The organism is Burkholderia sp. 22088, assembly GCF_052045915.1.
In the GTDB taxonomy this organism is placed as follows: Bacteria; Pseudomonadota; Gammaproteobacteria; order Burkholderiales; family Burkholderiaceae; genus Burkholderia; species Burkholderia cepacia.
On sequence record NZ_JBQEPY010000012.1, the window covers coordinates 240,148 to 260,169 of the forward strand.

Genomic DNA, 20,022 nt, shown 5'->3' on the forward strand with positions numbered 1-20,022 from the left:
GGCCGTCACGCCCTCGCCCGCAACCCGCCGAACGCCAGATCGTCGCCGGGCGCGATGGGCAGCGTCGCCCGCGCGACGTCGAGCCACGCGCGCGCCGCGTGCGACAGATACCCCTTCTTCAGCCAGCCGAGCGCAATCGCCCACGTGATTTCCGGCTCGACGATCGGCCGGCACGTGAACTGGCCCGCGTCGAGCCGCCGGCAATACGGCTCGGGCAGCAGCGCGATGCCGACCCCCGCATGCACGAGCGCGGCCATGAAATCCCAGTGGCCGCTGCGGCTCACGATCGACGGCGTGAAGCCGGCCTGCCGGCACGCGTCCAGCACCGCGTCGTGCAGCGCGAGGCTTTCCGCGTAGAACACGAACGACTCGCGCGCGAGATCCGCGAGCGGCACAGCCGCGTGATCCTCCCAGCGCGACTCGCGCGGTGCGACGAGCCACAACGGCGCACGCACCATCGGCAGCCGTTCGAAGGTGCCGGGATCCACCGGCTCCAGCAGCCCGCCGAGTTCCAGTTCACCCGACGTCAGCGCGGCCTCGATCATCCGCGCGCCCTGCTCGAACAGCTTCAGCTCGATGTTCGGGTAGCGCTGCTTGTACGCGGCGATGATCGGCGTGAACAGCGAGCCGCCGAGCGGCGGGATGCCGATCGTCAGCTCGCCGCGCCCGAGCGTGCCGAGATCGTTCAGCTCCGACTGCAGCTGCGCCTGCGCGGCGAGCACGTCCTGGCCGCGCTGGAACACGATCCGCCCGGCGTCGGTCAGCACCATCTGCCGGCCGTCCCGCAGCAGCAGCGGCGAACCGATCTCGTCCTCCAGCGCCTTCACCATCTTGCTGATGGTCGGCTGGGTCACGAACAGCCTGTCGGCGGCCGCCGTGAAGCTCTGCTGGCGAACCACCTCGACGAAGTACCGCAGTGCGCGCAATTCCATCGATCACTCCCCAGATTGGTGCAACAAACTCAATCAGAATTCCGAATTGGAATGATAAGGATAGAGACAAGTCATTTTATTTATGGTTAGGGGAAACCCTATACTCCTCCCATCGACGCAATATCTGTATGGAGCCTGCCATGACCAAGACGACCGCTACCGCCGCCGCCCGCCCCGCCGCTTCGGGCAGCATCGCGCACACGGGCCGGATCGTGCTGCAGGCCGCCGCGCTCGGCGTGCTGTGGATGGCGGTCGACTGGGCCGTGCGCAGGATCGGGCTGCCGATTCCGTCCGGCGTGATCGGCCTCGCGGTGCTCCTCGTGCTGCTGTTCTCGGGCCGTGTCGCGCCCGCGTGGGTGAAGGACGGCGCGAACTGGCTGCTGTCCGACATGCTGCTGTTCTTCGTGCCGGCCGCCGTCGCGGCCGTGCAGTACGGCGGGTTGTTCCGCGAGGACGGCTGGCGCATCGCGCTGGTGATGCTCGCCGGCACCGCGTTCGTGATGGTCGCGGTGGCCGTCGCGGTCGACCTCGCCGCGAAGCTCGAGCGCCGGCTCGCCGCGCAGCGCGTGTTCGCCGAACGCCGCCGCGCGCGCCTCGCCACCGTGTCCGCCCACTGAGCCGGAGCCTGCCATGTTGCCGCTGCTGTCGAGCCTGTCCGTCGACCAGGTGAATACCGCGATCTCCGTCGGCTGCTTCGTGCTGACGGTCGCGCTGTATTTCGCGTCGAAGCGGCTCTACGCGTACAGGAAGACGCTGCTGTTCTCGCCGCTCGTGTTCGTGCCGGGCGTGCTGGTGCTGCTCGTGCTGCTGACCGGCATCCCGTATTCGGTCTACTTCCGCGACACGCGCTGGCTGATGTGGCTGCTCGGCCCGGCGACGATCGCGTTCGCGGTGCCGATCTACGACTATCGCGACCTGATCCGCCGCCACTGGCTGTCGCTGTCGGTCGGCGTCGCGGTCGGGATCGGCGCGGGCGTGTGCGGCTCGCTGCTGCTCGCGAAGCTGCTGCACCTGTCGCCCGAGCTGCAGCGCTCGCTGATGACACGCTCGGTCTCGACCCCGTTCGCGCTCGCCGTCTCCGACAAGATCCACGCGCCCAAGGACCTCACCGCCCTCTTCGTGATCGCGACCGGCATCTGCGGGATGCTGCTCGGCGAGATCGTGCTCGCGCTGGTGCCGATGCGCACGCGGCTCGCGCGCGGTGCGCTGTTCGGCGCGGCCGCCCACGGCGTGGGCACCGCGAAGGCGCGCGAGATCGGCAGCGAGGAAGGCGTCGTGTCGAGCCTCACGATGATGATCGCGGGCGTCGCGATGGTGCTGATCGCGCCGCTGCTGTCGCTGTTGCCGATCTGACGTTGTCCGGGCGGGCGCCACGGCTCGCCCGCCCCACCGCTCCTCGCCTTTCCTGCCTGACGGAGCGCCGGCCCGCCGCCCCCGGCCGGTTTCCCCCGCCGTTCCTGCCCTGCACCGAGCCGCGCCGGCCGACAATCGGCTGAGATAGCCGCAAATCCCCCCTCTTTTCCGCCCATCAGGCTCGGCCCGGATGCCGAACAATGCATGCTACGAGACATCACGCACGCATCCACATGGCCTCCACGACCGCAAACCCGACCGCCGACAAGCCGGCTTCGTCCGGCAAGTTCAAGCGCATCGCGCTCATCGCCGTCATCGCGCTGGGCGCGGCGGCCGCCGCAGCCGGCGGCATGTACGTGTTCCTGAGCAAGGAAGGCGTCGGCCATGCGAGCGCGCCCGCCGAGCCGGCGCCGCTGGCCGCACCGGTGTTCTTCCCGCTCGACCCGCTGACCGTGAACCTGCAGTCCGACGACGGCGCGCAGCACTACCTGCGCGTCGGCCTGTCGCTGAAGCTCACCGACCCGAAGGCGCAGGAGCAGCTGACCGCGCGGATGCCGGAGATCCGCAGCCGGATCCTGCTCGCGCTGTCGAACAAGCATCCCGAGGATCTCGCGACGCCGGACGGCAAACGTTCGCTCGCGAAGGAACTGCGGGAACTGATCGAGCAGCCGACGCAGCCGGGCAACCAGCGCGCGAAGGTCGACGACGTGCTGTTCACCGAATTCGTCGTCCAGTAACGCGGCCGCGAAAGGAGCGCGTATGGGCCACCAGGAGTTCATGTCCCAGGAGGAGGTCGATGCCCTCCTCAAGGGCGTCACGGGCGAAACCGATTCAGTCGACGAGCAGCGCGACACGTCGGGCGTCCGCCCCTACAACATCGCGACGCAGGAGCGGATCGTCCGCGGCCGGATGCCCGGCCTCGAGATCATCAACGACCGCTTCGCGCGCCTGTTGCGGATCGGCATCTTCAACTTCATGCGGCGCACGGCGGAAATCTCCGTCAGCCAGGTGAAGGTGCAGAAGTACAGCGAATTCACCCGCAACCTGCCGATCCCGACGAACCTGAACCTCGTGCACGTGAAGCCGCTGCGCGGCACGTCCCTGTTCGTGTTCGACCCGAACCTCGTGTTCTTCGTCGTCGACAACCTGTTCGGCGGCGACGGGCGCTTCCACACGCGCGTCGAGGGCCGCGATTTCACGGCCACCGAGCAGCGGATCATCGGCAAGCTGCTGAACCTCGTGTTCGAGCACTACACGACCGCGTGGAAGAGCGTGCGGCCGCTGCAGTTCGAATTCGTGCGCTCGGAGATGCACACGCAGTTCGCGAACGTCGCGACGCCGAACGAGATCGTGATCGTCACGCAGTTCTCGATCGAGTTCGGGCCGACGGGCGGCACGCTGCACATCTGCATGCCGTACTCGATGGTCGAGCCGATCCGCGACGTGCTCGCATCGCCGATCCAGGGCGAGGCGCTCGAAGTCGACCGCCGCTGGGTGCGCGTGCTGTCGCAGCAGGTGCAGGCCGCCGAGGTCGAGCTGACCGCGAATCTCGCCGAGATCTCGTCGACCTTCGAGAAGATCCTGAACCTGCGCGCGGGCGACGTACTGCCGCTGGAGATCGAGGACACGATCACCGCGAAGGTCGACGGCGTGCCGGTGATGGAATGCGGCTACGGAATTTTCAATGGTCAATATGCGTTGCGCGTGCAGAAGATGATCAGCGCGGGCGACTCGATGAAGGAAGGTGGATATGAGTGAGCTGAACCAGACGCCCGAGGACGACGCGCAAGCGATGGCCGACGCGGCCCTCGCGGCCTCGGCCGCCGCCGCGCAGGCGGCGCCGGCCGCAGCGGAGGAAGATCCGGGCATGGACGACTGGGCCGCCGCGCTCGCCGAGCAGAACCAGCAGCCGGTGCAGCCGGGCGCGACGGGCGCCGGCGTGTTCCAGCCGCTGTCGAAGGCCGCGGCCAGCTCGACACACAACGACATCGAGATGATCCTCGACATCCCGGTCAAGATGACCGTGGAGCTCGGCCGCACGAAGATCGCGATCCGCAACCTGCTGCAGCTCGCGCAGGGTTCGGTCGTCGAGCTGGACGGCATGGCCGGCGAGCCGATGGACGTGCTCGTGAACGGCTGCCTGATCGCGCAGGGCGAGGTGGTGGTCGTCAACGACAAGTTCGGCATCCGCCTGACCGACATCATCACGCCGGCCGAACGCATCCGGAAGCTGAATCGATGAACGTGGCGAAGCCCGGCCGCCGTGCGCGCGTCGCGAGCGCGGTGGCGGCTGTCGCGGCCATCGCGGCGTCGCTCGCGTGCGCACCGGCCGGTGCCGCCGACATGAACGCGGTGAACAACGCCGGGGCGATCGCGTCGAGCGTGACCGTCGGTTCGGCCGCGCCGTCGCTGGGCATCGGCGCGGTGCTGCAGACCCTCGTCGGGCTCGCGGTCGTGATCGGTCTCGTGTTCGCGTGCGCGTGGCTCGCGCGCCGCTTCGGCTTCCAGCACGTGCGCCGCGGCGGCCCGCTGAAGGTCGTGTCGAGCGTCGCGGTGGGCGCCAAGGAAAGCGCGACGATCGTCGAGATCGGCGACACCTGGCTCGTGCTCGGCGTCGCGCCGGGCAACGTGCGACTGCTGCATGCGCTGCCGGCCGGTTCGGCGGCGGCCGGCGCGACGACCGCCTCGACCGGCGCACCTTCCGGCGCCGCACCGTCCGACGGCGGCCTGCCCGGCACGTTTGGCTCGCGGTTTCGCGACGCGCTCGCGGGCGAAGCCGCGAAGCGCCTCGGTCGCGGCAAGGACCGCTGACATGGCGCCGCGCCCTCTTTCCGACCCCGCATTTCGATGAAACACGCATTCCTGCATCGCGCGGCGCGCTTCGCGCCCGTGCTGATCCTCTGCCTCGCCCCCGCGCTCGCGTGCGCGCAGGCGAACGGCCTGCCCGCGTTCAACGCGAGCCCGGGCCCGCACGGCGGCACCACCTATTCGCTGAGCGTGCAGACGATGCTGCTGCTCACGATGCTGTCGTTCCTGCCGGCGATGCTGCTGATGATGACGAGCTTCACGCGCATCATCATCGTGCTGTCGCTGCTGCGCCAGGCGCTCGGCACCGCGACGACGCCGCCGAACCAGGTGCTCGTCGGCCTTGCGATGTTCCTCACCTTCTTCGTGATGTCGCCGGTGCTCGACCGGGCCTACAACGACGGCTACAAGCCGTTTTCCGACGGCTCGATGCCGATGGAGCAGGCCGTGCAGCGCGGCGTCGCGCCGTTCAAGACCTTCATGCTGAAGCAGACCCGCGAGACCGATCTCGCGCTGTTCGCGAAGATCTCGAAGGCCGCGCCGATGCAGGGCCCGGAAGACGTGCCGCTGTCGCTGCTGGTGCCCGCGTTCGTCACGAGCGAGCTGAAGACCGGCTTCCAGATCGGCTTCACGGTCTTCATCCCGTTCCTGATCATCGACATGGTCGTCGCGAGCGTGCTGATGTCGATGGGGATGATGATGGTGTCGCCGTCTACCGTGTCGCTGCCGTTCAAGCTGATGCTGTTCGTGCTGGTCGACGGCTGGCAGCTGCTGATCGGCTCGCTCGCGCAGAGCTTCACGTAAGGCGCGGAGGAAACGCACGATGACGCCCGAACAGGTGATGACCCTCGCGCACCAGGCCATGATGGTCGGCCTGCTGCTCTCCGCCCCGCTGCTGCTGGTCGCGCTCGCGGTCGGCCTCGTCGTGAGCCTGTTCCAGGCCGCGACGCAGATCAACGAAGCGACGCTGTCGTTCATCCCGAAGCTGCTCGCGGTCGCCGCGACGCTCGTGATCGCCGGCCCGTGGATGATGACGACGATGCTCGACTACCTGCGGCAGACGCTGCTGCACGTCGCGACGCTCGGCGTCGGCTGAGCCGCGCGCGCACGATCCGGCGGCGATGTTCTCGGTTACCTACGCGCAGCTCAACGGCTGGCTCACGGCGTTCCTGTGGCCGTTCGTGCGGATGCTCGCGCTCGTCGCGACCGCGCCCGTCGTGGGCCACGCATCGGTGCCCGCGCGCGTGAAAATCGGCCTGGCCGCGTTCATGGCGCTGGTCGTCGCGCCGACGCTCGGCGCGATGCCGGACGTCACCGTGTTTTCCGCGCAGGGCATCTGGATCCTCGTCACGCAGTTCCTGATCGGCGCCGCGATGGGCTTCACGATGCAGATCGTGTTCGCGGCCGTCGAGGCGGCCGGCGACTTCATCGGGTTGTCGATGGGGCTCGGCTTCGCCACCTTCTTCGATCCGCACACGAGCGGCGCGACGCCCGTGATGGGGCGCTTCCTGAACGCGGTCGCGATGCTCGCGTTCCTCGCGGTGGACGGCCACCTGCAGGTGTTCGCCGCGCTCACCGCGTCGTTCCAGTCGCTGCCGGTGTCGGCCGACCTGCTGCACGCGCCCGGCTGGCGCACGCTCGCCGCGTTCGGCACGACGGTGTTCGAGATGGGGCTGCTGCTCTCGCTGCCGGTGGTCGCGGCGCTCCTGATCACGAACCTCGCGCTCGGCATCCTGAACCGCGCGGCACCGCAGATCGGCGTGTTCCAGATCGGCTTTCCCGTCACGATGCTCGTCGGGCTGTTGCTCGTGCAGCTGATGGTGCCGAACCTCGTGCCGTTCGTGTCGCACCTGTTCGACATGGGGATCGATGCGATGGGGCGCGTGCTGACCGGCTGGCGCTGAGCGCATCCCGCCCCCGTTGGCTGCCTGTTCCGGCCCCCCGTTGCTGGAAAACCCCTAACGGTTCCACTGTCCCGCGAAAGGTTGCGGAAGGTTTCACGTCCCTATACTCGTCGCAACGATGCAGCAAGCATCGCGCCTGACGAATACAACGAACGGAGACAACCCGATGCGACCCATCCTGCGCACCCTCGCCGTGGCAGCCAGCCTGAGCTGCGCGCTTGCCGCCCACCCCGCCCTCGCCGACGACGGCGGCAAGATCACGATCATGGTCGGCGGGATCGCGAAGCTCATCTACCTGCCCGCGCGGCTCACGCAGGAACTCGGCTACTTCAAGGACGAAGGGCTCGACGTCGAGCTGCTGTCGCAGCCGGCCGGCGTCGACGCGGAAAACGAGCTGCTCGCGGGCGCCGTGCAGGGCGTCGTCGGCTTCTACGACCACACGATCGACCTGCAGAGCAAGGGCAAGGACGTGAAGGCGATCGCCGTGTTCGGCCAGGTGCCGGGCGAAGTCGAGATGGTGTCGACCAAGGCCGCGCCGACCTTCAAGTCGATGGCCGATTCGAAGGGCAAGACGCTCGGCGTGACGGGCCTCGGCTCGTCGACCAGCTTCCTCACGCAATATCTCGCGCTGCAGCACGGCGTGCCGTCGACGCAGTACACGATGCTGCCGGTCGGCGCCGACGCGAGCTTCATCGCCGCGATCAAGCAGGGCCGCATCGACGCCGGCATGACGACCGAGCCGACGGTATCCGCGCTCGAGAAGATGGGCGACGCGAAGGTGCTGGTCGACCTGCGCACGCTGGAAGGCACGCGCGCGGCGCTCGGCGGCACCTACCCGGCCGCGAGCCTGTACGTGCAGTCGGCCTGGGCCGATTCGCACAAGGCGCAGGCGACCAGGCTGGCGCATGCGTTCGCGAAGACGATGCAGTTCATCCACACGCACAGCGCCGAGGAAATCGCCGCGAAGATGCCGGCCGACTATCAGAAGGACAAGGCGCTGTACGTGAGCGCGCTGAAGGCGTCGCTGCCGATGTACACCGCCGACGGCAAGATGCCGGCCGACGGCCCGGCCACCGTGCTGAAGGTGTTGTCGGCGTTCAACCCGTCGGTGAAGGGCAAGCATATCGACCTGGCGCGCACCTACACGAACGATTTCGTGAACGCGAAGTGATCGATCCCGAAAGCGGCGCGGGCGGCGGCGATCCCGCCGCCTTGCGTGCCCCGTTCCGGCCCGGTTGACCGGCCCGGCGTCGCCACGATGCGGCGCCCTCCTCACCCGCAGGACGAATGCGATGAACCAGGCAGTCTCCCCGAGCACACCGGCGATCGAGTTTCGCAACGTGTCGTGCCGCTTCATTTCGCCGGAAGGCAAGGCCACCGTCGCGCTGCGCGACTTCAGCATGAGCGTCGCGCGCGGCGAGTTCATCGCGATCGTCGGGCCGACCGGGTGCGGCAAGTCGACGACGCTGAACCTGATCACCGGGCTGCTCAAGCCCGCGTCGGGCGACGTGCGCGTGATGGGCCGCCCGGTCGACGGGATCGATCCGCGCATCGGCTTCGTGTTCCAGGCCGACGCGGTGTTCCCGTGGCGCAACGTGATCGACAACGTCGCGGCGGGCCCGCTGTTTCGCGGCCGCTCGAAGGACGTCGCGTATGCGCAGGCCGAGGAATGGATCCGCAAGGTCGGTCTCGACAAGTTCACGAAGCACTACCCGCACCAGCTCTCCGGCGGGATGAGAAAGCGCGTCGCGCTCGCGCAGACCTTCATCAACCAGCCGGAAATCCTGCTGATGGACGAGCCGTTCTCCGCGCTCGACATGCAGACGCGCACGCTGATGCAGGACGAGCTGCTGCAGCTCTGGTCCGCGAACAAGGGCTCGGTCGTGTTCGTCACGCACGATCTCGAGGAAGCGATCGCGCTCGCCGACCGCGTGTTCGTGCTGACCGCGCGCCCCGCGACGCTCAAGCGCGTGTACGAGATCGACCTGCCGCGCCCGCGCGTCACGTCGGAAATCCGCTACGACACGCGCTTCATCGAAATTTCCAAGGACATCTGGCACGACCTGCGCGAAGAAGTGCAGATCGGCTGACGCATACGCCGCACGGCAAGGACAGCAAGGACAGGAGCATGACCGACATGACGCTTCCCCCCACCGCCATCCCGGCGAAGTCGCTCGACGACGAGTCGCGCGCCGCGCAAACCCGGCTGCGCCGCCGCCGGCAACTGATCATCGGCCTGCGGATCGCGGTGCTCGTCGTCGTGCTCGGCGGCTGGGAACTCGCCGCGCGGCTCAAGTGGATCGACCCGTTCTTCTTTTCGCAGCCGACGCTGATCTTCGCGCAGATCCAGGACTGGTTCGTCAACGGCACGTCGCAAGGGCCGCTGCTCACGCAGGTGTGGGTGACGCTCGAGGAAACCACGATCGGCTTCCTGATCGGCTCGGTGGCCGGCGTGATCTGCGGGATCGTGCTCGGCCGCAACAAGCTGATGGCCGACGTGTTCGGCCTGTACATCCAGATCGCGAACTCGATTCCGCGCGTCGTGCTCGGCTCGATCTTCGTGATCGCGCTCGGCCTCGGGATGGCGTCGAAGATCGCGCTGGCCGTCGTGATGGTGTTCTTCGTCGTGTTCGGCAACGCGTTCCAGGGCGTGCGCGAAGCCGACCGCTACCTGATCGCGAACGCGCAGATCCTCGGCGCGTCGCGCCGGCAGATCACGACGTCGGTCGTGATCCCGTCCGCGCTGAGCTGGATTCTCGCGAGCCTGCACGTGAGCTTCGGTTTCGCGCTGGTCGGCGCGGTCGTCGGCGAATTCCTGGGTTCCAAGCAGGGCATCGGTTTGCTAATCTCCACCGCCCAGGGCGCGTTCAACGCGAGCGGCGTGTTCGCGGCGATGATCGTGCTGGCCGTGGTCGCGCTGGCCGCCGACTACCTGCTGACCTGGCTCGAGAAGCGGCTGCTGAAGTGGCGCCCCGCGGCGTTCTGAACGCCGCCGGCGCACGCCTGACATGACACTTCCGACCGCGCCGGCGCTCCCGGCGCGGTTCGGCATTCCGGAGAAGGAGCGCAACAGGATGGCGCACAGCCTGCGCGGGCGATTGCTGTGGTGGCTGCTGCTGCCGCTCGCGGTGTTCGTGCTGATCGCGGGCGCGATGTCGTACGACACCGCGCGGACCACGGCCGCGCTCGTGCAGGACAGCGCGCTCGTCGCATCCGCGCGCACGATCGGCGAGGACGTCGAATGGCGCAACGGGCTGCCGGTCGCCGACGTGCCGCCGGCCGCGCTGGAGATCTTCGAATCGCCGTCGCGCGATTCGGTGTTCTACAAGGTGATCGACGGGCACGACCGCCTGCTCGCGGGCACGCCGGCACTCGACGTGCCCGCACGGCACGCCGTCGAGCCGACGCTGTACGACACGTCGCTCGACGGCGTGCCGCTGCGCGCGGTGGCCTACGATCGCCAGCTGTACGACGAAGGGCAGGTCGAGACGGTCACGGTGGTCGTCGCGAAGACGACGCGCTCGCATCGCGCGATGATCGCCACGATCTGGCGGCCGCAGCTCGTGCGCCTGTCGCTGATGCTGATGCTCGCGATGGGGCTCGTGTACCTCGGCCTCACCTTCGAGATGCGCCCGCTGATGAAGCTGAAGGACGACGTGGCCGACCGCGGGCCGATGGAGCTGGAGCCGATCCGCCCCGAGCGGCTGCAGAACGAGCTGCGGCCGATCGTCGATGCGATCAACCAGTGCATCGCGCGCCTGAACATGCACACGGCCACGCAGCGCCGCTTCATCGCGGATGCCGCGCACCAGTTGCGCACGCCGATCGCGGTGCTCGACACGCAGATCCAGTACGCGCAGCGGCGCGGGCACGACGATCCGGAGCTCGCGTCGGTGCTCGACAGCATGCAGCGCAGCAGCCGCAAGATGGCCGACGTGACCGACAAGCTGCTGCTGCTCGCGCATGCGGAGGCCACGCCGTCGACGCTGCTGACCCAGCGCGTCGATCTCGCGGCCGTCGTATCGAGCGTGCTTGAGGAAACGATCGTGCTCGCGCAGCGGCGCCATATCGATCTCGGCGCCGATCTCGGCGAGCGGCTCGACGTCGCGGGCAGCGACAGCCTGCTGACCGCGCTGGTGATGAACCTCGTCGACAACGCGGTGCGCTACACGCAGCCCGGCGGCTGCGTGACGGTGGCCGCACGCCGCGACGGCGACGCGATCGTGCTCGACGTGATCGACAACGGCCCCGGCATCCCGGCCGAAGCGCGGCCGCACGTGTTCAAGCGGTTCTACCGCGTGTCGGCCGACACCGAAGGCTCGGGCCTCGGGCTTGCGATCGTCCGTGAAATCGCGCAGGCGCACGGCGGCAGCGCGTCGCTCGCGCCGGGGGCCGGCAATCGCGGTATCGTCGTGACCGTGCGGCTGCCCGCCTACGCCTGAAGAGAAGTCGCCATGAAACTCCTGCTGGTCGAAGACAACGCCGAACTCGCGCACTGGATCGTGAACCTGCTGCGCGGCGAGGACTTCGCGGTCGATTCCGTCGGCGACGGCGAGCGCGCCGACACGGTGCTGAAGACCGAACGCTACGACGCGGTGCTGCTCGACATGCGCCTGCCCGGCATCAGCGGCAAGGAAGTGCTCGCGCGGCTGCGCCGCCGCAACGACAACGTGCCGGTGCTGATGCTGACCGCGCACGGTTCGGTCGACGACAAGGTCGACTGCTTCGGCGCGGGCGCCGACGATTACGTCGTGAAGCCGTTCGAATCGCGCGAACTGGTCGCACGGATTCGCGCGCTGATCCGCCGGCAGGCCGGCGTCGGCACGACGCAGCTCGTGTGCGGCGATCTCGTCTATGCGTTCGGCACGCGCGAATTCCGCTGCGGCGAAACGGTGCTCGCGCTGCGCCGCCGCGAGCACGCGATCCTCGAGACGCTGATGCTGCAGCAGAACAAGACGGTATCGAAGGCGCGGCTGATGGACAGCGTGTTCGCACTCGACGACGAGCCCAGCGCCGACGCGATCGACATCTATATTCACAGGCTGCGCAAGCATCTCGCGGGCAGCACGGCCGAGATCATCACGCTGCGCGGGCTGGGTTACATCCTGCGCATGAAGAGCGCGCACGACTGACGGGCACGCACCCGCCGCACCGGACGTCGATTCGTAGCACGAAAGGTTGACCAGGCCAGCCGGATGCCCGGCAGGCCCGCTTGTGCACGTGCGCCCGAGCCGTGATCGTTGCGCGTTCGGTGTTTTCACCGATCCGATTCCCGAGTCCGGGAAAGCGGCGTGAAGGATTGCCCCCTCTACGATGCTAGATGTCGGCCCCCTCGCTGTGGCCGTCAACATCCGGCATACATTGCGTACTGCCAACGAACAGATTTCAATGCGGCAGCTCGGAGGAGACGATCTTGAAACGAAAAACCCTTGCCCTTTCCATCGCGGCGGCAGGCCTGTGCGCCGGCACCCAGGCACATGCGCAGTCGAGCGTGCAGCTCTACGGCCTGATGGACCTGAGCTTTCCGACCTACCGGACCCACGCCGACGCGAACGGCAAGCACGTGATCGGGATGGGCAACGAAGGCGAGCCGTGGTTCAGCGGCAGCCGCTGGGGCCTGCGCGGCGCAGAAGACATCGGCGGCGGCACGAAGATCATCTTCCGCCTCGAAAGCGAATTCGTGGTCGCGAACGGCCAGATGGAGGATGAAGGCCAGATCTTCGACCGCGACGCATGGGTGGGCGTCGAGGACGAGCGCTTCGGCAAGCTGACGGCCGGCTTCCAGAACACGATCGCGCGCGACTCGGCGGCGATCTACGGCGATGCGTACGGTTCCGCGAGGCTGTCGACCGAGGAAGGCGGCTGGACCAACTCGAACAACTTCAAGCAGATGATCTTCTACGCGGCCGGCCCGACCGGCACGCGCTACAACAACGGCGTCGCGTGGAAGAAGCTGTTCAGCAACGGCATCTTCGCGAGCGCCGGCTACCAGTTCAGCAACTCGACCTCGTTCGCGACCGGCTCCGCGTATCAGGCCGCGCTCGGCTACAACGGCGGGCCGTTCAACGTGTCGGGCTTCTACAACCACGTGAACCACAACGGCTTCAGGAACCAGACGTTCTCGGTCGGCGGCAACTACACGTTCGACATCGTGCGCCTGAACGCCGGCTACTTCCGCTACAACGGCGACCAGGGCCCGCTCGGCCAGCGTCACGACGATTCGTGGACGGTGTCGATGAAGATCGCGCCGAAGGGCGCGCTCGACTACGAGCTCGGCTACCAGCAGATGCGCATCAAGAACGCCGCGAACAACGCCGACGGCTTCACGCCGAACGCGAACCTCGGCGCGTTCAGCCTGACCAACGGCGTCGCCAACGGCTTCAAGGAGACGATCTACGGGTCGGTGTTCTATCACCTGAGCAAGCGCACCGAGGTGTACCTGGCCGGCGACTACATGAAGCTGCACGGCGGCTACACGGTGTCGTCGACGTTCGGCGCGAAGAACCAGCTCGAACTGACGTCGGGCATCCGCACGCGTTTCTGACCTGCGGGCCGGACATCCGGGCGGGGCTTGCGGTACCCCGCCTTTCCCTCCCTCCGGGATGTCTCCATGCGGGCACGCCGGCACTTCGCGCCGACCGTGCCCTTTTTTTCGTCCTTTCCGCGGCGCTCCGGAGTGCCCGGACAACGGCCGCCGGCCGCCCGTGCGACAACCGGCCCGAAGCCGCTTGCGGCCCGTGGGGCGGGCGATCGCGGCCGATGCCCGCACGATCGGGCCACATCGGCGCTTGACCTCGGCCGGTCGACTCGATAGCGTTTCGGGTTTGCCCGGGTGGCCATTGCCGCCGGTGCCGTGAGCGCGCCCGACGTCCTGGCGCGCGCGGCCGGGCTCCGATGGAAAAGACGATGCAGAAACTCGATGCGGCCAGCCCGCAGGCGATGTCGACCGATTTCACCGCCGACAACGTCGCGCGCCTGAAGGCGCTGTTCCCCGAACTCGTGACCGAAGGCCCCGGCGGCGCGTCGGTCGACATCGACGTGCTGAAGGCGCTGGTCGGCGATCGCACGGTCGGCGACGCCGAAGAACGCTACGGCTTCCACTGGCATGGCAAGCGCAGCGCGCGCCAGGCCGCGCTCACGCCGTCGACCGGCACGCTGCGGCCCTGCCCCGACGACAGCGTCGCGTGGGACGACACGCGCCATCTCGTGATCGAGGGCGACAACCTCGACGTGATGAAGCTGCTGCACAAGAGTTACGCCGGCAAGGTGAAGCTCGTCTACATCGACCCGCCGTACAACACCGGCAGCGATTTCGTCTATCCGGACGACTTCAGCGACAGCATCCGCCACTACCTGGCGATGACCGGGCAGACCCAGGGCGGCGTGAAGCGCAGCACCAACACCGAGGCGAACGGCCGGTTCCATACCGACTGGCTGAACATGATGTATCCGCGCCTGAAGCTCGCGCACGCGCTGCTGTCCGACGAAGGGCTGATCGCGGTGCACATCGACGAGCACGAAGTGCATGCGCTGGTGCTGATGCTGCGCGAGATCTTCGGCGAGGAGAACGAACTGGGCGTCGCCGTGTGGGACAAGCGCAACCCGAAGGGCGACGCACGCGGCGTCGCGTACCAGCACGAATCGCTGGTGCTGTTCGCGCGCAACGCCGAGACGCTGCTCGAACGGGCGCCGCTCAAGCGCCCGAAGCGCAATGCGCAGCGCATGCTCGACGCCGCGCACGACGCCGTGTACCGCAGCGGCAACGCGAAGGACGCGCAGAAGGCGTACCGCGCGTGGATGAAGGCGCAGACCAACCTGTCGGGCGGCGAGGTGATGTACGACCGGCTGTCGGCCGACGGGCGCGTGTACCGTCTCGTGTCGATGGCCTGGCCGAACAAGAAGAAGGCGCCGGAAGAGTATTTCACGCCGCTGATCCACCCGGTCACCGGCAAGCCATGCGCGATGCCGGCGCGCGGCTGGCGCAACCCGCCCGCGACGATGCAGGCGCTGATCGAGCGCGGCCAGATCGAGTTCGGCGCGGATGAAACCACGCAGCCGCAGCGGATCTACTACCTCGACGAGAACATGTACGAGAACGTGCCGTCGGTGCTGCCGTTCGCCGGCTCCGACGACGCGCTCCTGAAGACGCTCGGCATCCCGTTCGACCTGCCGAAGCCGGTCGATTTCGCGGCGGCCGTGATCGGCTGGTGCACGCGCGGCGACGACATCGTGCTCGACTGCTTCGCGGGCTCCGGCTCGACCGGCCACGCGGTGATGCAGGTGAACGCGACCGACGGCGGCGCGCGCCGCTACGTGCTCGTGCAATTGCCCGAAGCGCTCGACCGCCGCGACAAGACGCAGCTGGCGGCCGCCGATTTCTGCGCGAAGCTGAAAAAGCCGCTGACGCTCGCCGAAATCACCAAGGAACGCCTGCGCCGCGCCGCGCAGCAGGTCGCGCGCGATTACCCGGAAAGCTATGGCGACCTCGGTTTCCGCGTGTACCGGCTCGACACGACCAACGTGATCGAGTGGGACCCGCGCCGCGACGACTTCGACCACGCGCTGTTCGCATCCGTCGAGCACGTGAAGACCGGCCGCACCGAAGACGACCTGCTCGCCGAACTGACGCTGAAGCTTGGCCTCGACCTGTGCACGCCGGTCGAGCATCACCAGGTGGCGGGCAAGACCGTGCACCTGATCGGCCGCGCGATCGTCGCGTGCTTCGATGCGCGCATCTCGCGCGACGACGCGGGCCCGCTCGCCGACGGCATCGTCGACCTGCTCGACGCGACCGGCACGACGCACGACGTCACGTGCCTGTTCCGCGACAGCGGCTTCGTCGACGACGTCGCGAAGCTCAATCTCGCCGCGCTGCTCGAACAGCACGGCGTGAAGCGCGTGCGGAGCCTGTGATGCGGCTGCATTTCGAAGCGGATCTCGACTACCAGCGCGAGGCGATCGACGCCGTCTGCGACCTGTTTCGCGGCCAGGAATCGTATCGCGGCGACTTCAGCGTGCTCGCGAACGCCGCGCCCGGCACGACGGCCGCCGCGCAAGGTTCGCTCGGCTTCGCGGTGTCGGAACAGGGCGTCGGCAACCGGCTGTCGCTGACCGACGACGCGCTCGCGCGCAATCTCGCCGACGTGCAGCTGCGCGGCGGGCTGCCGCCGTCCGGCCTGCCCGGCTCGCGCGACTTCACCGTCGAGATGGAGACCGGCACCGGCAAGACCTACGTGTACCTGCGCACGATCTTCGAGCTCAACCGCCGCTACGGCTTCACGAAGTTCGTGATCGTCGTGCCGTCGATCGCGATCAAGGAAGGCGTGCACAAGACGCTTTCCATCACCGAGGATCACTTCCGCGCGCTGTACGCGGGCGTGCCGTACGACTACTTCCTGTACGACTCCGCGAAGCTCGGCCAGGTGCGCCACTTCGCGGCGAGCGCGGCGATCCAGATCATGGTGATGACGGTTGCCGCGATCAACAAGAAGGAAATCAACAACCTCTACAAGGACAGCGAGAAGACCGGCGGCGAGAAGCCGATCGACCTGATCCGTGCGACGCGGCCGATCGTGATCGTCGACGAGCCGCAAAGCGTCGACGGCGGGCTCGAGGGGCGCGGGCGCGAAGCGCTCGCCGCGATGGCGCCGCTCTGCACGCTGCGCTATTCGGCCACGCACGTCGACCGTCACCACATGGTGTACCGGCTCGACGCGGTCGACGCTTACGAACGCAAGCTCGTGAAGCAGATCGAGATCGCGTCGGCGATCGTCGAGGATGCGCACAACAAGCCGTATGTGCGGCTCGTCGGCGTGTCGAACCGGCGCGGCGCGATCAGCGCGCGCGTCGAGCTCGACGTCGCGACGGCGGCCGGCGTGAAGCGCCAGATCGTGACGGCCACCGACGGCGACGATCTCGAACGCCTGACCCGGCGCGCGCTGTATGCGGGGCTGCGGATCGGCGAGGTGCATGCGGTGAAGGGCGCCGAGTACGTCGAGTTGCGCCATCCGGAAGGCGAGGCGTTCCTGTCGCTCGGCGAGGCGTTCGGCGACATCGATACGCTCGCCGTGCAGCGCGAGATGATCCGCCGCACGATCCGCGAGCATCTCGACAAGGAACTGCGCCTCGCGGAGCGCGGGGTGAAGGTGCTGTCGCTGTTCTTCGTCGATTCGGTCGAGCGTTATCGCCGCTACGACGAGAACGGTGTGCCCGTGAAGGGCGACTACGCGCTGATCTTCGAAGAGGAATATGCGCGCGCGGCGCGCGTGCCGGCCTACCGTGCGCTGTTCGACGGCGTCGACGTCGCACTCGAAGTCGAGCGTGCGCACAACGGCTACTTCTCGATCGACCGCAAGGGCGGCTGGACCGATACGAGCGAAAGCAGCGCGGCGGCCCGTGAGAACGCGGAACGCGCGTACGGCCTGATCATGCGCGAGAAGGAAGCGCTGCTGTCGTTCGACACGCCGCTGAAGTTCATCTTCTCGCACTCGGCGCTGAAGGAAGGCTGGGACAACCCGAACGTGTTCCAGATCTGCACGCTGCGCGACATCCAGACCGAGCGCGAGCGCCGTCAGACGCTCGGCCGCGGGTTGCGCCTTGCCGTCGACCAGGACGGCGAACGCGTGCGCGACCCGGGCGTGAACACGCTCACCGTGATCGCGACCGAGCGCTACGAGTCGTTCGCGGAGAACCTGCAGAAGGAAATCGAGGCCGATACGGGCATCCGTTTCGGGATCGTCGAGGAACACCAGTTCGCGGCGCTGCCCGTCCAGGAAGGCGACGCGCCCGCGCATGCGCTCGGCATCGAGCTGTCGCGCGTGCTGTGGAGTCATCTGCACGAGCAGGGTTACGTCGATGCGCAGGGCAAGGTGCTCGACCGGCTGAAGGATGCGCTGCGCCAGAGCGCGCTCGTGCTGCCCGAGGCGTTCGAGATGCTGCGCGCGCCGATCGTCGCGACGCTGCGCAAGCTGTCGGGCCGTTTTGCCGTGCGCAACGCGGACGAGCGCCGTGCGATCGCGCTGCGGCGCGATGCGTCGGGCAAGGCCGTCGTGTTCGGCGAGGATTTCCGCGCGTTGTGGGACCGCATCCGTCATCGCACCGTGTACCGCGTCGAATTCGACAACGCGAAGCTCGTGCGCGACTGCGCGGCCGCGCTGCACGACGCGCCGGATATCGCGCGCGCCCGGCTGCAGTGGCGCAAGGCCGAGATCGATATCGGCAAGGCCGGCATCGAGGCGATCGAGGTGGCCGGCGCCGGCACGGTGCTGCTCGACGAAGGCGAACTGCCGCTGCCCGACCTGCTCACCGAGCTGCAGGACCGCACGCAGCTCACGCGCCGTTCGCTTGCGACGATCCTGGCCGACAGCGGCCGGCTCGACGATTTCCGCGTGAATCCGCAGCAGTTCATCGCGGTCGCGGCCGATGCGATCAACCGCTGCAAGCGGCTCGCGCTCGTCGCGGGCATCGCGTATCGCAAGCTCGGCGAGCGCCATGTGCATGCGCTCGAATCGTTCGAAAGCGAGGCGCTGACGGGTTACCTGCGCAACCTGCGGCCCGACGCGCAGAAGTCGATCCACGAAGCGGTCGTGTGCGAGACGGACGCGGAGCGCGCGTTCGCCGATGCGCTCGAGGCGCACGACGGCGTGAAGCTGTACGCGAAGCTGCCCGCGTGGTTCCGCGTGCAGACACCGCTCGGCAGCTATCACCCGGACTGGGCCGTGCTCGCGGAGCAGGACGGCGGCGAGCGGCTGTACTTCGTCGTCGATACGCCGAATACGGACGGCCATGTGCCGAGCGAGCACGAGCGTGCGAAGCTCGCGTGCGGCGAAGCGCATTTCCGTGCACTGGTGGACGGCGACGGCGCGGCGCGCTTCGTGCGCGTCAGGCAGGCCGATGCGTTGTTCGAACCTGCGGTGCCGCTGGCAGGCGCCGGGCGGTGATACGAAGGGCGGCGATGAGCCGCCCTTTTTTCTGCGTTGGTGAGCGTGCCGGACACCCTCGCGGCGCCCTCTTCACGCGACGGATTCTCTTCCGTCATCCGCGTGAAGGCGATCCGTGTTCCTGCGCGAGTACGACGCGGTTACGGCTGGTTGCAAATCGGGTCGGCACGACGTTTCCGCGCGACGGCGGCGATGCGGTGCCTCGATGAAAAAAAGGGCGCCGAAGCGCCCTTTTCCCGCATGCGTGTGCCGCGCTTACAGCGTGCGGCCGAATGCGTTGTGATGCGAACGATGCGTGGACGTCGACGCATGCGCGGCATGGCCATGCGTTTGCCCATGCGTGTGACCGCGACCCGGTTGCACGCCGGCGCGATCGGCGATCGTATCCGAGCGGTCGGCTGCGCGCGACAGGCCCTTGTCGCGGTCCCCCGCGTGCATGCCGTTCGAGTTGCTCAGCGCCTGGCCGCTCATGTGGCCGCCGGACATGCCGCCCGCGTTGCCGCCCGAGCCGCCTGCGCCATGACCGCCACCGTTGCCACCGCCATTGCCGCCGGCCGCCGCGTAGGCGGACACCGAGCCGAGCGCGAGCAGCGCGGCCGTCAATACGGACAGATATCGTTGCTGTTTCATCTTGTGCTCCCTGGAGCGCGTTCGTGTGACTGCATTCTATGAACGCGCCAAATTTGCGCCACACGACGTTGTAAATGATCGTAACGGTGCGCGCGGTGCACATTCGTCGGATCAATCCGGGTGTTGCATGAACGGGGAACGAAGCAGGCGGTGGCGGCGCGTGGGCGCCGCCCCGGTGGTGAAGTGCTTACTGCGGCGGCTGCATGCCCTGCGCGGCGGCCTTGTGCTGCGCGGCCTGCTCCTGCGCCTGCTTCTTCGCCATGTGGTGGCCGACGATACAGCCGCCGACCGCACCGACGACCGCGTGGTGCCCCGCGTAGTGGCCGGCGACCCCGCCGACCACCGCACCCTTCATGCAGCCCGCCGCATGCGCGCTGCCGATCGTTGCGAGCGCCACGACAGCAGCGGCGGCACACAGCCTGATGTGACGAATGGGCGTCATGTTGTCACTCTCCTCTC

General features: G+C 68.0%; 20 protein-coding genes. 17 read left to right on the forward strand and 3 right to left on the reverse strand.

What is annotated here, in order from left to right; translation table 11 throughout:
• Positions 1-5: 5 nt before the first annotated feature.
• Positions 6-932, reverse strand: a complete 927-nt coding sequence (locus ACTJLD_RS23810; protein ID WP_027788749.1) for a LysR family transcriptional regulator — start codon at positions 930-932, stop codon at positions 6-8.
• 140 nt (positions 933-1,072) lie between these two features.
• Between ACTJLD_RS23810 and ACTJLD_RS23815 the strand changes: the two genes are divergently transcribed.
• The 17 genes from ACTJLD_RS23815 (at position 1,073) to ACTJLD_RS23895 (ending at position 18,933) form a co-directional block, all read left to right on the forward strand.
• Positions 1,073-1,549 (forward strand): CidA/LrgA family protein, encoded by a 477-nt coding sequence (locus ACTJLD_RS23815; protein WP_027788750.1) that lies wholly within the window; start codon positions 1,073-1,075, stop codon positions 1,547-1,549.
• A gap of 13 nt (positions 1,550-1,562) precedes the next feature.
• Positions 1,563-2,285 (forward strand): LrgB family protein, encoded by a 723-nt coding sequence (locus ACTJLD_RS23820; RefSeq protein ID WP_027788751.1) that lies wholly within the window; start codon positions 1,563-1,565, stop codon positions 2,283-2,285.
• 200 nt (positions 2,286-2,485) lie between these two features.
• Positions 2,486-3,022: a flagellar basal body-associated protein FliL gene (gene fliL, locus ACTJLD_RS23825; RefSeq protein WP_049097223.1), complete on the forward strand. Its 537-nt coding sequence runs from the start codon at positions 2,486-2,488 to the stop codon at positions 3,020-3,022.
• Positions 3,023-3,044: 22 nt separating this feature from the next.
• Positions 3,045-4,043, forward strand: coding sequence for a flagellar motor switch protein FliM (fliM, locus tag ACTJLD_RS23830; RefSeq protein WP_059687930.1), 999 nt, complete (start codon positions 3,045-3,047; stop codon positions 4,041-4,043).
• Complete coding sequence (fliN, locus tag ACTJLD_RS23835) at positions 4,036-4,527, forward strand: flagellar motor switch protein FliN (RefSeq protein ID WP_021162235.1); 492 nt, start codon at positions 4,036-4,038, stop codon at positions 4,525-4,527. Before fliM ends, fliN begins: the two co-directional genes overlap by 8 nt.
• Positions 4,524-5,096, forward strand: a complete 573-nt coding sequence (gene fliO / locus ACTJLD_RS23840) for a flagellar biosynthetic protein FliO (RefSeq protein WP_134257146.1) — start codon at positions 4,524-4,526, stop codon at positions 5,094-5,096. Before fliN ends, fliO begins: the two co-directional genes overlap by 4 nt.
• Positions 5,097-5,132: 36 nt before the next feature.
• Positions 5,133-5,894, forward strand: a complete 762-nt coding sequence (gene fliP / locus ACTJLD_RS23845; protein ID WP_027788754.1) for a flagellar type III secretion system pore protein FliP — start codon at positions 5,133-5,135, stop codon at positions 5,892-5,894.
• Positions 5,895-5,913: 19 nt separating this feature from the next.
• Complete coding sequence (fliQ, locus tag ACTJLD_RS23850; RefSeq protein WP_021162238.1) at positions 5,914-6,186, forward strand: flagellar biosynthesis protein FliQ; 273 nt, start codon at positions 5,914-5,916, stop codon at positions 6,184-6,186.
• A 25-nt stretch (positions 6,187-6,211) separates the two neighbouring features.
• The gene (fliR, locus tag ACTJLD_RS23855) at positions 6,212-6,994 is read left to right on the forward strand and encodes a flagellar biosynthetic protein FliR (protein WP_059694492.1); all 783 of its coding nucleotides are present in this window, start codon (positions 6,212-6,214) and stop codon (positions 6,992-6,994) included.
• 166 nt (positions 6,995-7,160) lie between these two features.
• Entirely contained in the window at positions 7,161-8,165 is a 1,005-nt protein-coding gene (locus ACTJLD_RS23860) for an ABC transporter substrate-binding protein (protein WP_059694516.1), read from the forward strand.
• A 121-nt stretch (positions 8,166-8,286) separates the two neighbouring features.
• Complete coding sequence (locus ACTJLD_RS23865) at positions 8,287-9,084, forward strand: ABC transporter ATP-binding protein (protein ID WP_060197236.1); 798 nt, start codon at positions 8,287-8,289, stop codon at positions 9,082-9,084.
• 38 nt (positions 9,085-9,122) lie between these two features.
• Positions 9,123-9,980, forward strand: coding sequence for an ABC transporter permease (locus ACTJLD_RS23870; protein WP_088611334.1), 858 nt, complete (start codon positions 9,123-9,125; stop codon positions 9,978-9,980).
• A gap of 88 nt (positions 9,981-10,068) precedes the next feature.
• Positions 10,069-11,436 carry a sensor histidine kinase gene (locus ACTJLD_RS23875; RefSeq protein ID WP_440659783.1) on the forward strand — a complete coding sequence of 456 codons (1,368 nt, stop codon included), beginning with the start codon at positions 10,069-10,071 and terminating at the stop codon, positions 11,434-11,436.
• Positions 11,437-11,448: 12 nt separating this feature from the next.
• The gene (locus tag ACTJLD_RS23880; protein ID WP_027788760.1) at positions 11,449-12,126 is read left to right on the forward strand and encodes a response regulator; all 678 of its coding nucleotides are present in this window, start codon (positions 11,449-11,451) and stop codon (positions 12,124-12,126) included.
• 281 nt (positions 12,127-12,407) lie between these two features.
• Complete coding sequence (locus tag ACTJLD_RS23885) at positions 12,408-13,538, forward strand: porin (protein ID WP_059694493.1); 1,131 nt, start codon at positions 12,408-12,410, stop codon at positions 13,536-13,538.
• A 350-nt stretch (positions 13,539-13,888) separates the two neighbouring features.
• Complete coding sequence (locus tag ACTJLD_RS23890; RefSeq protein WP_124533423.1) at positions 13,889-15,907, forward strand: site-specific DNA-methyltransferase; 2,019 nt, start codon at positions 13,889-13,891, stop codon at positions 15,905-15,907.
• Positions 15,907-18,933 carry a type III restriction-modification system endonuclease gene (locus ACTJLD_RS23895; protein WP_321939477.1) on the forward strand — a complete coding sequence of 1,009 codons (3,027 nt, stop codon included), beginning with the start codon at positions 15,907-15,909 and terminating at the stop codon, positions 18,931-18,933. The genes ACTJLD_RS23890 and ACTJLD_RS23895 overlap by 1 nt, the downstream gene beginning before the upstream one ends.
• Positions 18,934-19,188: 255 nt before the next feature.
• Here ACTJLD_RS23895 and ACTJLD_RS23900 read toward each other — a convergent pair whose 3' ends face one another.
• Both ACTJLD_RS23900 and ACTJLD_RS23905 read right to left on the reverse strand, forming a co-directional pair.
• Entirely contained in the window at positions 19,189-19,563 is a 375-nt protein-coding gene (locus ACTJLD_RS23900; protein WP_124815907.1) for a hypothetical protein, read from the reverse strand.
• A gap of 187 nt (positions 19,564-19,750) precedes the next feature.
• Entirely contained in the window at positions 19,751-20,005 is a 255-nt protein-coding gene (locus ACTJLD_RS23905; RefSeq protein WP_060316389.1) for a hypothetical protein, read from the reverse strand.
• Between the last annotated feature and the right edge of the window lie 17 nt (positions 20,006-20,022).

Excerpts from the sequence above, each read along its gene's own strand:
- ACTJLD_RS23820 (WP_027788751.1), top strand. The coding sequence starts at position 1,563 with ATGTTGCCGCTGCTGTCGAGCCTGTCCGTCGACCAGGTGAATACCGCG.
- fliP (WP_027788754.1), top strand. The coding sequence starts at position 5,133 with ATGAAACACGCATTCCTGCATCGCGCGGCGCGCTTCGCGCCCGTGCTG.
- ACTJLD_RS23870 (WP_088611334.1), top strand. The coding sequence starts at position 9,123 with ATGACCGACATGACGCTTCCCCCCACCGCCATCCCGGCGAAGTCGCTC.
- ACTJLD_RS23905 (WP_060316389.1), bottom strand. The coding sequence starts at position 20,005 with ATGACGCCCATTCGTCACATCAGGCTGTGTGCCGCCGCTGCTGTCGTG.
- fliR (WP_059694492.1), top strand. The coding sequence starts at position 6,212 with ATGTTCTCGGTTACCTACGCGCAGCTCAACGGCTGGCTCACGGCGTTC.
- ACTJLD_RS23900 (WP_124815907.1), bottom strand. The coding sequence starts at position 19,563 with ATGAAACAGCAACGATATCTGTCCGTATTGACGGCCGCGCTGCTCGCG.
- ACTJLD_RS23895 (WP_321939477.1), top strand. The coding sequence starts at position 15,907 with ATGCGGCTGCATTTCGAAGCGGATCTCGACTACCAGCGCGAGGCGATC.
- fliO (WP_134257146.1), top strand. The coding sequence starts at position 4,524 with ATGAACGTGGCGAAGCCCGGCCGCCGTGCGCGCGTCGCGAGCGCGGTG.
- ACTJLD_RS23880 (WP_027788760.1), top strand. The coding sequence starts at position 11,449 with ATGAAACTCCTGCTGGTCGAAGACAACGCCGAACTCGCGCACTGGATC.
- fliM (WP_059687930.1), top strand. The coding sequence starts at position 3,045 with ATGGGCCACCAGGAGTTCATGTCCCAGGAGGAGGTCGATGCCCTCCTC.
- ACTJLD_RS23890 (WP_124533423.1), top strand. The coding sequence starts at position 13,889 with ATGGAAAAGACGATGCAGAAACTCGATGCGGCCAGCCCGCAGGCGATG.
- ACTJLD_RS23875 (WP_440659783.1), top strand. The coding sequence starts at position 10,069 with ATGGCGCACAGCCTGCGCGGGCGATTGCTGTGGTGGCTGCTGCTGCCG.
- fliL (WP_049097223.1), top strand. The coding sequence starts at position 2,486 with ATGCATGCTACGAGACATCACGCACGCATCCACATGGCCTCCACGACC.
- fliN (WP_021162235.1), top strand. The coding sequence starts at position 4,036 with ATGAGTGAGCTGAACCAGACGCCCGAGGACGACGCGCAAGCGATGGCC.
- ACTJLD_RS23860 (WP_059694516.1), top strand. The coding sequence starts at position 7,161 with ATGCGACCCATCCTGCGCACCCTCGCCGTGGCAGCCAGCCTGAGCTGC.
- ACTJLD_RS23865 (WP_060197236.1), top strand. The coding sequence starts at position 8,287 with ATGAACCAGGCAGTCTCCCCGAGCACACCGGCGATCGAGTTTCGCAAC.
- ACTJLD_RS23810 (WP_027788749.1), bottom strand. The coding sequence starts at position 932 with ATGGAATTGCGCGCACTGCGGTACTTCGTCGAGGTGGTTCGCCAGCAG.
- fliQ (WP_021162238.1), top strand. The coding sequence starts at position 5,914 with ATGACGCCCGAACAGGTGATGACCCTCGCGCACCAGGCCATGATGGTC.
- ACTJLD_RS23815 (WP_027788750.1), top strand. The coding sequence starts at position 1,073 with ATGACCAAGACGACCGCTACCGCCGCCGCCCGCCCCGCCGCTTCGGGC.